Consider the following 13,597-nt stretch of genomic DNA (forward strand, 5'->3'; position numbering starts at 1 on the left):
CGCCGGCACAGCAGCCGGGGCGCCGCCGCATCCGCAGCTGGTGCCGCAGCTGTCGCAGCCGCAGGACGGCTCGCAGCAGCAGCTCGGGTCGGCACAGCAGGAAGGCTCGCAGCAGCTGCCGCAGCCCTTCTTCTTACCGAACAGACGGTCCAGCAGGCAGCAGCTCTTCTTCGAGCTGCAGCAGCTGCCGCACGAGTCGCAACCGCAGGAAGGCTCTTCGCAGCAGCACGAGGGGTCGCCGCAGCAACCGTCGTTGCAGCCACAGCTCGGCTCAGCACAGCAGCTCGGGTCGGCACAGCAAGACGGCTCGCAGCAGCTGCCGCAGCCCTTCTTCTTACCGAACAGACGGTCTAGCAGGCAGCAGCTCTTCTTCGAGCTGCAGCAGCTGCCGCACGAGTCGCAACCGCAGGAAGGCTCTTCGCAGCAGCACGAGGGGTCGCCGCAGCAACCGTCGTTGCAGCCACAGCTCGGCTCAGCACAGCAGCTCGGGTCGGCACAGCAAGACGGCTCGCAGCAGCTGCCGCAGTCCTTCTTCTTGCCGAACAGACGGTCCAGCAGGCAGCAGCTCTTCTTCGAGCTGCAGCAGCTGCCGCACGAGTCGCAACCGCAGGACGGCTCGCAGCAACCGTCGTCGCAGCCGCAGCTGGGCTCTTCGCAGCAGCAGCTCGGGTCGGCACAGCAAGACGGCTCGCAGCAGCTGCCGCAGCCCTTCTTCTTACCGAACAGACGGTCCAGCAGGCAGCAGCTCTTCTTCGAGCTGCAGCAGCTGCCGCACGAGTCGCAGCCACAAGAGGGCTCTTCACAGCAGCAGCTCGGGTCAGCTGCACAACACGATGGCTCATCGCAGCCGCAGGATGGCTCGCAACATCCGCAGCTGTCGCTGCACATTTTGCCAAGCAGACCGCCACCCAGGGTGGGGCCCGCCATCGAAATGCTCAGCAGGAGCGCTCCCAACAGGTTCCACTTCATCACTAACAACTCCTGTTACGTTCGAACCAACCTGGGCGCCTTGTACTTCGCGAACTAACGACTCGGCGACGCGGCGCTGGCGCCAGGGCGGGGGACAACTCCAACCAGTTGGGATCCTGGCGAGCAGCTGCCGGTGCGCCGAGCGCTTGCGTTGGGCCAGGGGGCACCTGTTCCAGACGCGCCGAGTCGATCGTCAGCGGAAGGCGGGGGGGGCCAAGGGGGGTCCGCATTGTTGAGCGTCAACACCAGTCGAGCCAATCCTTGACTCGAAGCAGTCCGGGCCGGTTTGTTGACGCTTAGGCCTTAGTGCCTCACGGTGTCGCAGCGGTTTGCTGAGCGACATCAACGCATATCGGCCCCGCTGAAAACCGCCCTTGAATCATCGCAAGCTTTTTGAGCCGTTTGGGTTACAGCTTCGCTTAGGCAAGATCTGCTGGGTCCGGAACCTGTTCGGTCTGTAGGGGTTCTTCCGTTAGGCGGCCGTGCGCGCGGCGGACCACATAGCCCGCCGCGCACCGGCCTGATATCCTTTAACAGTCGAGTCTTCGGTCGATTCCGCCCCGTCCCCCGGGCCGGCCCGCCAAACCGCCTAATCGTCACACTCGCTTCCGACGGCACTCCCAGCATGACCCGCACTATGCCCACATCCTTCGTCCCGCGTTGGTTTCGGATCCCCGCTGCAGCCGCGTTGGCCCTCGCGGCCGCCCTGCTCACGCCCGCGGCGCCGGCCCGCGCAGCCGACCCGCTGGACTGGCCCAACTGGCGCGGGCCGCACTACAACGGCGTCTCGGCCGAGACCGGCCTGCCCGACGAGTGGGACCCGGACGGGGGCGAGGGGAGTAACCTGCTGTGGAAGAACCCCGCGCTGGCCGGGCGTTCCACGCCGATCGTGATGGGCGGCAAGCTGTACACGCTGGTCCGCGCCGAGCCCGGCACCACCACCGAGGGCGAGAAGGTCGTGTGCGCCAACGCCGCCACCGGCGAGGTGCTGTGGGAGCACCGCTTCAACGTCTACCTGTCCGACGTGCCGGACACCCGCGTCGGCTGGTCGAGCGTGGTGGGCGACCCGGAAACCGGCCGCGTCTACGCCAACGGCGTGAGCGGCTACTTCTGCTGCCTGGAGGGCGACTCCGGCGACCTGGTCTGGGAGCGGAGCCTGCACGAGGAGCTGGGCCTGCTGTCCACCTACGGCGGCCGCACCAACTTCCCCCTCATCTATAAGGACACGGTCATCACCAGCGCGGTGGTCATCGGCTGGGGCGACACCCCGCAGTGGGGCCTGCTGGCCAAGCCGGCCCACCGCTTCATGGCCTTCGACAAAGCGACCGGCGAGCTCCGCTGGCTGAGCGGCACCACCCTGATCCCCGAGGACACCACCTACAGCACGCCGGCCCTGGCCCGCATCAACGACCAGGACGTGCTGGTCTTCGGCTCGGGCGACGGCAAGGTCTGGAGCTTCAAGGCCGCCACCGGCGAGCACATCTGGAGCTACCCGCTGTCGCGCCGCGGGCTGAACGTCTCGCCGGTCGTGGGCCCCGACGGTATGGTCTACACGGGCCACAGCGAAGAGAACGTGGTCGGCAGCACCATGGGCGCCGTGGTGGCGATCGACGGCAAGAAGGAGGGCGAGCTCAAGCTCGGCGACGAGGAGTGGATCCTCCCGCAGGAGATGGTCGGCAAGAGCTCGCCGCTGCTGGTCGACGGCCGGGTCTACACCGTGACCGACACGGCCAAGATGAACATCTTTGACGCCGAGACCGGCGAGCAGGTCGGCAAGCGGACGCTGGGCCGCGCGATGCGCGGCACCCCGGTGTACGCCGACGGCAAGATCTACACCTGCACCAACGAGGGCATGTTCTACATCCTCAAGCCTTCGGGCCGCGGGGTCGACGTGCTGCAGCGCGAGCGGCTCGGCGGCGAGGAGGTGAACGCCAGCCCGATCGTCTCGCACGGCCGCGTGTACCTCGCGACCAGCGAGAACCTGTACTGCATCGCAGACAAGTCGGCGGCCGACACGCACGCCGACCACGACACGCACGTCGTGGCCGAACCTCCGCCGGCGGGCGGCAAGGCCGTTACGCACATCCAGCTCTCGCCGTGGGACTCGCTGCTGGCGCCCGGCGATTCGCTCAAGCTCACGCTCCGCTGCTACAACGAGAAGGGCGAGCTGATCGCCGAGCCGTCGGACGCGGAGGTCTCGTTCTCGGTCGACGGCAGCGGCGCTGTCACCCAGGACGACTCCGGCCTGACCGCCACGTACGCCGCGAGCGAAGACGCCCAGCACGAGTGCGCCCTGGTCACCTGCAAGTTCGGCGACCTGACCGCCCAGGCCCGCGTGCGGGTGGTGCCGCCGCTGCCGTGGGAGTTCGACTTCGAGTCCCGCCGCGACGTGCCGCTGACGTGGGTCGGCGGCCGGATCCGCTACAACCTGCGTGAGGACGAGTCCGGCAACCAGTACCTGGCGAAGCCGACCGAGCTGCCGACCCGCCCCGGGGCGCCGACCACCAAGCTGGGCACCCGCAGCCGCATGTGGATGGGCTCGCCGGAGATGTCCGACTACACGGTGCAGGCGGACATCCAGATGAAGGTGGGCGTGGGCGGCGAGTCGTCGGGCCCCGTGCCCGAGTTCCCGCCGGAGGCCGCGTCGTCCTCGGCGGTCAAGCTGCCGTCGGCCGGCCTGATCAACAGCCGCTACACGTTCACGCTGTTCGGCCCCAACAACGAGGCCCGGCTGTACAGCTGGTGCACGCACGACCGCCGCGCCCAGGCGACCGTGCCGATGGAGTTTGTCCCGGACGAGTGGTACACCATGAAGCTCAAGGTGCAGCCCGACAAGCAGTCCGGCGTGGCGCACGTGCTCGCCAAGGTGTGGAAGCGTGGCGAGGCCGAGCCCGACGAGTGGACCATGGAGGTGTACGACGAGGCCCCCAACTACAGCGGCAGCCCCGGGCTGTTCGGCGACTCGAAGGAGGCCGAGTTCTACGTGGACAACCTGAGCGTCACGCCCAACTAGCCGCGTGAGTCGGCCAGTCTCACCGCCAACCGACCGCCCGCGGCGGCCGGCGCCGGCGTCCCCCCAAAAACTTCGACCTACCAAGGCCACCCTACAATGAACCGCGTTTCGATCGCCGTTGCGACCTGCCTGACGTCGTTTGCCTGCTGCCTGGCCGACGAGCCGACCCTCGAGTGGAACCAGTGGGCCGGCGGCCCCTCCAAGAACAACGTGCCGGTCGCCGAGAACGTCCCCACCGACTGGGACGTCGGCGAGTTCGACTTCCGCACCGGCGAGTGGGACCCCTCCACCGCCCGCAACATCCGCTGGGCGGCGCGGCTCGGCTCGCAGACCTACGGCAACGTGGTGGTGGCCGGCGGCAAGGCGTTTGTCGGCACCAACAACTCGGGCGGGTGGATCGAGCGTTACCTGTCGGACGTCGACCTGGGGTGCCTGCTCTGCTTCGACATCAAGGACGGCAAGTTCCTGTGGCAGCACTCCAGCGAGAAGCTCAAGACCGGCCGCGTGCACGACTGGCCGCTGCAGGGCATCTGCTGCGCGCCGCTGGTGGAGGGCAAGCGGCTGTGGTTTGTAACCAGCCGCGGCGAGGTCCGCTGCCTGGACCCCGAGGGCTTCCGCGACGGCGAGAACGACGGCCCCTACACCGACGAGGAGCACACCGGCGAGGTCGAGGCCGACGTGGTGTGGGTGTTCGACATGATGCGTGAGCTCGGCGTCAGCCAGCACAACATGTGCAGCTGCAGCGTCACCGCCATCGGCGACATCCTGCTGGTCAACACCTCCAACGGCCTGGACGAGTCGCACATCAACCTGCCGGCGCCCAACGCGCCCAGCTTCATCGCTCTGGACAAGAACACCGGCAAGCTGCTGTGGACCGACAAGTCGCCCGGGTCCAACATCCTGCACGGCCAGTGGTCGAGCCCGTCGTACGCGGTGCTCGGCGGCCAGGAGCAGGCGATCTTCGGCGGCGGCGACGGCTGGGTCTACAGCTTCGACCCCAAGGGCGACGGCGCCGGCAACGCCAAGCTGCTGTGGAAGTTTGACGCCAACCCCAAGGACAGCGTGTGGGTGCTGGGCGGCCGCGGCACGCGGAACAACATCATCGCCACGCCCGTCATCTACGACGGCAAGGTGTACGTGGCGGTGGGCCAGGACCCCGAGCACGGCGAGGGCATCGGCCACCTGTGGTGCATCGACCCCACCAAGCGGGGCGACGTAAGCCCCGAGCTGGCGTTCAACTCCAAGAACCCCAGCGAGCCGATCGCGCACAAGCGGATCCAGGCCGTGGTGCCCGAGGAGGGCGACTTCGCCCGGCCGAACCCCAACTCGGCCGCCATCTGGCACTACAGCCAGGTCGACGAGAACGGCGACGGTGAGATCGACTTCGAGGAGGAGATGCACCGCAGCTGCGGCACCGTGGCCATCAAGGACGACGTGCTCTACATCGCGGACTTCAGCGGCCTGTTCCACTGCCTGGACGCCCAGACCGGCAAGCGGCACTGGGTGTACGACATGTTCGCCGCCGCGTGGGGCTCGCCGATGATCGCCGACGGCAAGGTGTACATCGGCGACGAGGAGGGCGAGGTGGCCATCTTCCGGCACTCGGCCGACCCGAATGTCGCGATGATGGACGACGGCGGCGAGATGGTCCCCGCGCTCGGCCAGATCGACATGAAGAACAGCGTCTACTCGACCCCCATCTTCGCCGACGGCGTGATGTACATCTCGAACAAGACGCACCTGTTTGCCATCGAGAACAAGGAAGACTGATTGGCCGCCAGCCGTTGGCTGTTGGCCAATCGCCGGGCGGCCAATCCCCCTCCCCGTCAGGGGGAGGGGCCGGCGGAGCGATCCTGCTCTGCTGAAGCGTCAGCCACCAGCTTCTCTTACAACGACTAACGGGACTGATGAAACGCATCCTCGACATCGGCAACTGCGGCCCGGACCACGGCTCGCTGACCCGCTTCTTCACGAGCCACTTCGACTGCACGGTCGACCAGGCCGACCGCGCCGAGGACGCGTTGCCCAAGCTGCGCGACAATGGCTACGACCTGGTGGTCGTGAACCGGAAGCTGGACATCGACTACACCGACGGCATCGACGTGATCCGCCAGATCAAGTCCGACGAGCGGCTGGCGTCGACCCCGGTGATGCTGATCACCAACTTCCCCGAGCACCAGGACGCCGCCGAGCAGGCGGGCGCCCTCCGCGGCTTCGGCAAGCTGGAGCTGGAGCACGCCGACACCGTGTCGCGCGTGAAGGCCGCGCTCGGCGAGTAGCCGGCGGCCGCCCAGCGCTTCACTCTCCCTGGTACACGCGGACGAAGTCCACGTACATGTCCGACGCGTTGCCGTACCGCTCCAGGTCGATCGACCAGCCGCTGATCCCGCCGATGGCGTAGTTGATTAGGAAGAAGTGCGGGTCGAGCGACCGCGGGTTGGTGGCGTGGCGGAACACCTCGATGTTGTCGAAGTAGTACACCGTCTCCTGCTTGCCGATCCGCACCGCGTACGTGTGCATGGTGGTGGACCAGTAGCTCTTGCCGCCGAGCTCCATCATCGGCACCACCTTGTTGGGGTGCGGCTTCTTCTCGCCGCTGGGCAGCTCCTGATTCCAGAAGTGCGACACGAGGCTGTAGCCCGGGTGGTTGGGGTTGCCGGCGCCCACGCCGCCGTACGCCTCGCAGATGTCGAGCTCGTCGGTTCCGCGCGGCTCGTCGGGCAGGGTGAGCGTCCAGAACGCGGGCCACGTGCCCGGCGCCGACTGGCCGGTGAACCGGCACTCCAGGTAGCAGGGCGCCCGCGCCGTAACGCCCTGGAAGTCGGCGTCGACCGACGCGATGAGGCCCGAGTAGGCGCCCTCGCCGGTCTTGCGGGCCTTGATCTTGAGGTAGCTATCGACCTGCTCGAACGGCTCTGGCGGGTTGGCGAACTGCCAGCCGCTGAAGTCGCCGCCGCCCGGCTTGTGGGCCGTGTACCGCGCGGCGCCGCGGCCGTCGGGGCTAATCGATAGCGGGGCGTCAAAGTCGTCGGCGAACAGCAGCTTCATCCCCTTGGCGCCCGGCGGGGTCTCTTTGGGCGCGCCGGCGTTCCAGTCCGCGCCGCCTGTGTTGTAGAGCTGCAGCTCGAACACGTCGCGTTTGCCCTCGCCGTTGCGGGCGTAGATCCGCACGTTGGTCGGCCCGTGAGGGAACTCGGCGGCGGGGAACGTGAACGCGCCGCGGCCCTGCTCGTCGAGTTCGATCACGCCGGGTTCCAGTCGCGCGTCGTGCCCCCAGCGGCTCGCGTGTTCGGCGGTCGGCTGCCGCCAGCACATGGCCCAGGCGGCCTGCATGCCGGGCGCCTGGAACCTGATCTGTACGTCGCCCGACACGCTGGACCGGAGCGCGGGCTGCGAGACCTTGATGGACTGCGTCCACTGATCGCCGCCGGTGTCCTGGCCGTAGTTGAAGTCCCGGTAGACCTCGCTCTGGCCGCGGGCGCCGCCCACGAGCAGCAGGCAGGCGAGGAGGCAGCAGAGCACGCGCGGAGGTGCAGGCATGATGGCGTCCCTGAGGAAGTTGCCGCCGCGGCGTCGGGGCGGTTCGCCCTAGAGCATGGGGGAGCGGTCGGGGCAATGCAAGCAATTGCGGGCCGCACCAGAGTCCGCGCGGCGCTAGGGGACTACTTGGCGAGCCACGCCTGGCGGTGGAATCTCCTCATCGTGACGCCAAGCGGACGCTGCGGTTCCTGGCCGGATTCTTGTAGAAACCGGCCACCTGCCGTGCTCCAATGTGGGGGTGCTCACCCGTACCCACGCGCGCCGATTCGGCCGGCGCGTGCCGGATGACGGCTGCGCGGTTGGTTAGACCGCCCGTGAGCCGCTGGGGTTTTGTCCGTTTTGTCCCGCCGCGTCGGCCACCAATCGGACAAAACCCTAGTGGCCGCTTTCCCCACGACGCGAGAGGCACCGCTATAGAAGCGTAGAACGACAACCTAGGGGAAAATGCCCCCGGAGTTTTGTCCGCTTCGCGCGTGTTTTTGGACAGAACGAATTGGACCGAGCGCTTGGGGCGCGACGAGCGCTGTTGCTAGGCGTTTTGGAGCGCAGGCGTTTCACGTCGACGCAGGTTACATCCGGGCTCAAAGTCGCTGAGGTTGGGCACGCCGCGGTTGGTTGGGGGGCTGCCGACGAGCCCGATAACGACCAGCGTGACCGAGCGGCGACATTACGCGTTGATTTCAGGTTGGCCCAGTGTCGCCGCTCCGGTTCGGGCGATTGTCATGTGCCCTGTTCAGTCATCTTCAGTGACATAGAGCAGATCCTGTTCTGTGTCCGTACGATACGCAGCGTTGAATTGAAGAACCATGTGGGAGCGAAAATAGACGAAGAATCCGGTGTGATTGATGAACAAGTTTGTGAATGTTGAGTTGATCCGTTTGGCTATGAGGTCGGAAACACACATTTGTTGAACGCCGATCGAGGTCCAGTCGAGTGTCACGGGTGGAGCACCGATGCGGAACTGCGGTTCGGCGGAGAGAACTGGTGAACTGTTTTGAAGTCGCCAACGAACAGCACCGTCGCGAATGAAGGAATGCAGATACTGATCGTTGGAGAAACGCAGAACACAGGCTGAGTACGACCAATAGGCTTCAGTCAGAGTCGAGTCTTTCAATCGTGCCGCGTCAGCCTCTGCTTCGGGGCGGAGTGGGTGGGACATCGAATACTCAACGGCAGATTCGACCGAGTCAAATGTCTTTCTGAACGGATAGGGTGCTACAGGGATTGGCTCCATTTCTTGAGTGTGCTGCTATTGGCACATAACTTGTCGCTTGACACAAGAAACGTGGATGAGAATTGATGCAGCGTGCTTACCTGCAGAACGAGTGGATAAAGTAGCCATCCGATTGTAGCAAAGCGGTACAGAGCTGGCTCTGCCGCATGTCCCCGCGGTGCTCGCCCTGTACCGCGATTTCCGGCTCCCCACCTAACGTCGGTTGTCACACCCTCGTGCAGATTCAGGACGGACCCCCGATCCTGCACCGGCTTCATCGTCCTGCGCATTCTCGAGCGCGGCGCCAGACCAGACAAAGAAGACGCCGGCGAGGCGTGGCTCGCCGGCTATCGGGGCTAGGCGCCGACACTCTTGAGCGCGGCGAGCGCGGCGTCGTGCAGCGCGCCGTTGGTGGCCAGCACGCCGCGGTTGGTCTTGAGCGTGCGGCCGTGAGAGAAGTCGAGCGGGCGGCCGTCGAGGTCGGTGACGCGGCCGCCGGCCTCGGTGATGACGATCGACCCGGCGGCCTGGTCCCAGATCTTCTCGACGTAGTCGGGCATCTTGGGAGAGATCAGCCGCAGCAGCATCTCGCCGCCGCCGGCGGCCAGCACCGCGTACTTGGCCTGGCTGTCCATTCCGACCGGGTCGGCCTGGATGCCGAGGGCCTCGGCGAAGTAGTCGATCTGGCCCATGTTGGTGTGGCCCTTCTCGACCGACCGCAGCACGCGGGCCTGGGCCGGGTCGGCGGTCGTGGACACGCTTGCCTGCCGCCAGTCGTCGACCCCGTCGGCCATCGATCCCACGTAGGCGCCCTGCCCTGCCGCGGCGATCAGCACCGAACCGGGGCCGCCCTTCTGCGGGGTCTGGCCGGCGGCCAGCTCGGGGCAGCCGAGCGCGCCCAGCACCACCTTGCCGCCCTTGATGTGGGCGAGCGCCACGGCGTACTGGTCGCCCCGCAGGAAGCCCTTGGTGCCGTCGATCGGGTCGAGCGTCCAGTGGGTGTCGTGCGAGTCCACGGCGCCCAGGTCGATCCAGTCGCAGACGTCGTCGGGCGTGGCGTCCGGGAACACGGTCCGCACAAACTTGACCACGTCGGCCAACGTCTGGGCGCCGGCTTCCTCGCGGAGGTCGGCGGCGGACTCCTCGCCCACCAGCACCGCGCCGGGGAACGCCTGGCTGAGCCGACGCGCCACCACCGCCTGGGCCGCAAAGTCGCCCACCGTCACGGGCGACTTGTCGCCCTTGGTGAGGGCGTCGGTGACCATCTCGGCCTGCACGCGGCGGACCAGTTTGCCGGCCTCACGGACCGCGGCGATAGCGAACTTGGCTTCGGGGGAGTCGATCATAGTAGCAGTCGGCTTTTTGCTATCGGCTGTCAGCACTCAGAAAGAAAGGCAATGCCTAGCGTCGAAACAGCGGAAGGCTGTCAGCCGAGAGCTGACAGCCTTCATTGAGCAACCCCGCCAGGACTCGAACCTGGAATGAGGGAATCAAAATCCCTAGTGTTACCATTACACTACGGGGCTGTGCCTGAACGCTCTATTCTACCGCACGGCGGGCGGTCTGCTAAAGGGGCCGGATTGAGGGCCTCGGGGCGGTTCCGCTGGTTATTCGGGCGGAGGGTCGTCCGGCTTTTCCTCGGCCTTCTCGCCGCCGCGGTTGGCCACCGAGAACGACAGCCGCTCCAGCTCGGTCGCCAGGTCGACGCTCACCAGGCTGACCCCCGACGGGAAGGACAGCGTCACCGGGGCGAAGTTCAGGATGCCGGTCACGCCGGCCGCCACCAGCCGGTCGGCCACCCCTTGGGCGGCCGCCGCTGGCACCGCCACCAGCCCGAACGAGATGGCCCGGTCCCGCACGATCTCGTCCAGCCGCATCATCGGGAATACGTCGACCCCCTCGATCGTCTGGTTGACCCGCGCCGGGTCCTCGTCGAACGCCGCCACGATCCGGAAACCCTGCGACGCGAACCCACGGTAACCGAGCAGCGCGCGGCCCAGGTTACCGGTCCCGACCATGCCGATGGTCCACTCGCGGTCGGTGCCCAGGATGCTGCGGATCGCGGAGACCAGCTCGTCGCAGCGGTAGCCGATGCCCGGGTGCCCAAAGTGCCCGAAGTAGGCCAGGTCCTTCCGCACCTGGGCGTCGCTGAAGCCGAGCAGCTGCCCCAGCTGGCTGGAGCTGACGGTCGCCTGCCCGTCGCGCAACAGGTGCTGCAGCTCTCGCAGGTACAGGCTGAGCCGGCTTACCACCGCCTTGGGGACGGACTCGGGATCGACGGCGCCGGGTTTTCGCTTGGGTGAACTCAAGTGAGGGGTCGCGGTCGGGCGGTCGTGGACCGCAGGACGCTGCGACTCACACGAAGGGGGGAAGGGGACTGCGGGCCCCGGAATCGAAGCCGTGGATCCAGGTTAGCCGTTCGACGGGCGTAGTTGTAGGGCTGAATCGGCGAAAAGGCAAGCCAGAACGGCACTTACGCTCGGCCAGGCGGCGCCGGCGCTGGGCCCCACACGGGTCCGCTACCGGTCCCGCTAGCAGTACGACCCTCCCCGGCGGCACGACCGCCCCAACCGTGCCGCCAGGCGCCCCCGGAACAACCGCTGCGAACGCACCGCCGTAGGGCCGCTACGGCCTACCCCAACCCCCTATCCTCAAAACACTTACGACGATTCCAACGAGGAAAAATAGGCCGAAAAAAGAATGCGATCCGACCAGTCAATTTAGGCAAGTCGGCTAAGGAACGATAGCAAGGCTGCCCGAAGTATTTACGGACGGAAACAGTCCGTCTTGACCAGCCCCCCTATATTCCCCGTGCAGTTGTCGAAGGAGGCGAACTCTACCATGAAACGTTTGATTGCAACGCCGCTGTTGGCGGGCCTGGCGATCGTGCTTGCGGCATCGCAAGCCGACGCCCGGTACTGTGGCGCAGTGCGCTACGGAAACTGCGGGCAGTGTTGTGTGCCCGAAACCCACACCGTAATGAAGACGGTGCGGTGCAAAGTCTACGAGCAGCAGGAAGTGACCTGCTACAAGACGGTTTACGATCAAATCTGCGAAGACAAGATCGTGAACTACACGAAGTACGTTAAAGAGCAGCGGCAGAAGGAAGTGAACTACACGGTCTGCAAGCCGGTCTGGGAAACCAAGACCCGCACCTACACCGTGTGCAAGCCCGTCTGGGAAACCCGTCAGAAGGAAGTGCAGTACACCGTCTGCAAGCCGGTCTGGGAAACCAAGACCCGCACCTACACGGTCTGCAAGCCTGTCTGGGAGACCCGCACCCGTGAGTACACCGTGTGCAAGCCGGTCTGGGAAACCCGCACCCGCGAGTACACCGTGTGCAAGCCGGTCTGGGAAACCCGTCAGAAGGAAGTCCAGTACACGGTCTGCAAGCCGGTCTGGGAGACCCGCACCCGCGAGTACACCGTGTGCAAGCCGGTCTGGGAGACTCGCACCCGCGAGATCAACTACACCGTGCGTAAGCAGGTTCCCTACACGAAGACCATCACGGTCCAGAGTGGTCACTGGGAGAAGCAGGAGTGGGAAGTTCCTGGCCCGATGCGGAAGAAGGTTGTCCGCGAGCCGGGTGAGTGGGTCTACGACGCCTGTGGCTGCAAGTGCTGCTACAAGCCCGGCGCCTGCCGCGTAGAGTGCGTGCAGTGCCCGCCGATCAAGAAGTGCAAGAAGGTCTGGGTGCCCGAGTGCATCGAGAAGGAGATCTGCTGCACGAAGACGGTCTGCGAGCCCCGCACCAAGACCTGCTGCTACAAGGTCTGCAAGATGGTCCCCGAGACCAAGACCTGCTGCTACAAGGTCTGCAAGATGGTCCCCGAGTGCCGCACCCGCACCTGCTGCTACAAGGTGTGCAAGATGGTGCCCGAGACCAAGACCTGCTGCTACAAGGTCTGCAAGATGGTCCCCGAGTGCCGCACCAAGACCGTGTGCTACACGGTTTGCAAGCCGGTTTGCTGCCAGAAGACGGTTAAGGTCATGAAGTGCGTGCCCCGCAAGGTGCCGTACACCGTCACCCGCTGCGTGCCGAAGATCGTCTGCAAGGAAGTCCCCGTGACCTGCACCCGCATGGTCCCGGCCTGCCCCTGCAACAGCTGCGACAGCGGCTGCGAGGGCGAGGCGTCGGCTCCCGCTAGCGACTGCGGCTGCAACTGAGCCGTCCGCGGCTGCGAGTGAGTAGTTGAGAGACCTTAGCCAAAGCCCCGCTTCCTTGGTACGGAAGAGGGCTGGTCAAAGCTAATCCGAGGCGGTCCGATCCCCCGTGGGTCGGGCCGCCTTTTTCGTTTGGCCCCAGGGGGTCGCCAACGATGCCAGCGCGGCTGGGCCTCTCCCCAATCGCTAACTTGGGCGCAGAGCGGGGGCCGCCTAGATCAGCCGCGACCCGTTGGGGACGGGCGCCGCGGGCCGGGTCAGAACGATGGCGCCGCTTACGTCCTCGAAGCCGGTCACCAGCACCTCGGACATCAGCGGACCGATCTGCTTGGGCGGGAAGTTCACCACCGCCACAATCTGCGTCCCCACCAACTCTTCCGCCGTGTAGTTCACGGTGATCTGGGCGGAGCTCTTCTTCTCGCCGATCTCCGGCCCGAAGTCGATCCAGAGCCTATACGCGGGCCGACGGGCCTCGGCGAAGGGCTCGCAACGCGTCACCGTGCCGACCCGCAGGTCGACTCGCATGAAATCCTGCCAGTCGATCTGGCCCGCCCCGCCCGATGGATCCGTCATGCCCGGCACCCTACCGCCGCCGCTGCGGCGGCGCCACCCGTGCGCTCAAGAGCCGGCCCCCACGCCAGCGCACCCCTTCCTCCGATTGGCGCATGCCCCAAGATTACCGAGGCTTCGGACGCCCG

10 protein-coding genes and 1 tRNA gene are annotated in these 13,597 nt (G+C 66.3%); 5 read left to right on the forward strand and 6 right to left on the reverse strand.

Annotated elements, in window-relative coordinates; genetic code table 11:
* The first annotated feature begins 40 nt into the window (after positions 1-40).
* The 4 genes from KOR34_RS10880 (at position 41) to KOR34_RS10895 (ending at position 6,261) form a co-directional block, all read left to right on the forward strand.
* Positions 41-1,027, forward strand: coding sequence for a hypothetical protein (locus KOR34_RS10880; protein ID WP_146564609.1), 987 nt, complete (start codon positions 41-43; stop codon positions 1,025-1,027).
* A 579-nt stretch (positions 1,028-1,606) separates the two neighbouring features.
* Entirely contained in the window at positions 1,607-3,982 is a 2,376-nt protein-coding gene (locus KOR34_RS10885) for an outer membrane protein assembly factor BamB family protein (protein WP_197531321.1), read from the forward strand.
* A gap of 96 nt (positions 3,983-4,078) precedes the next feature.
* The gene (locus KOR34_RS10890; protein ID WP_146564611.1) at positions 4,079-5,752 is read left to right on the forward strand and encodes an outer membrane protein assembly factor BamB family protein; all 1,674 of its coding nucleotides are present in this window, start codon (positions 4,079-4,081) and stop codon (positions 5,750-5,752) included.
* Between the two features lie 137 nt (positions 5,753-5,889).
* Positions 5,890-6,261, forward strand: a complete 372-nt coding sequence (locus KOR34_RS10895) for a response regulator (protein WP_228714576.1) — start codon at positions 5,890-5,892, stop codon at positions 6,259-6,261.
* Positions 6,262-6,280: 19 nt separating this feature from the next.
* Here the strand turns inward: KOR34_RS10895 and KOR34_RS10900 are convergent, their stop codons facing one another.
* From KOR34_RS10900 to KOR34_RS10920, 5 genes are all read right to left on the reverse strand, one after another.
* On the reverse strand, positions 6,281-7,522 hold the full coding sequence (locus KOR34_RS10900; RefSeq protein ID WP_146564613.1) for a family 16 glycosylhydrolase: 1,242 nt from the start codon (positions 7,520-7,522) through the stop codon (positions 6,281-6,283).
* A gap of 733 nt (positions 7,523-8,255) precedes the next feature.
* Positions 8,256-8,681, reverse strand: coding sequence for a hypothetical protein (locus tag KOR34_RS10905; protein ID WP_146564614.1), 426 nt, complete (start codon positions 8,679-8,681; stop codon positions 8,256-8,258).
* A gap of 410 nt (positions 8,682-9,091) precedes the next feature.
* Positions 9,092-10,081, reverse strand: a complete 990-nt coding sequence (locus KOR34_RS10910; protein ID WP_146564615.1) for a 3'(2'),5'-bisphosphate nucleotidase — start codon at positions 10,079-10,081, stop codon at positions 9,092-9,094.
* A gap of 109 nt (positions 10,082-10,190) precedes the next feature.
* Positions 10,191-10,261: transfer RNA gene (locus KOR34_RS10915), tRNA-Gln, on the reverse strand.
* An 81-nt stretch (positions 10,262-10,342) separates the two neighbouring features.
* Positions 10,343-11,044, reverse strand: a complete 702-nt coding sequence (locus KOR34_RS10920; protein ID WP_146564616.1) for a redox-sensing transcriptional repressor Rex — start codon at positions 11,042-11,044, stop codon at positions 10,343-10,345.
* Between the two features lie 532 nt (positions 11,045-11,576).
* Here KOR34_RS10920 and KOR34_RS10925 point away from each other — a divergent pair.
* Positions 11,577-12,902, forward strand: coding sequence for a hypothetical protein (locus KOR34_RS10925; RefSeq protein WP_146564617.1), 1,326 nt, complete (start codon positions 11,577-11,579; stop codon positions 12,900-12,902).
* Between the two features lie 210 nt (positions 12,903-13,112).
* On the opposite strand, the gene KOR34_RS10930 is transcribed toward KOR34_RS10925, so the two are convergent.
* Positions 13,113-13,472, reverse strand: a complete 360-nt coding sequence (locus KOR34_RS10930) for a tRNA-binding protein (RefSeq protein WP_146564618.1) — start codon at positions 13,470-13,472, stop codon at positions 13,113-13,115.
* Positions 13,473-13,597: the final 125 nt, after the last annotated feature.

Source organism: Posidoniimonas corsicana, assembly GCF_007859765.1.
Classification (GTDB): Bacteria; Planctomycetota; Planctomycetia; order Pirellulales; family Lacipirellulaceae; genus Posidoniimonas; species Posidoniimonas corsicana.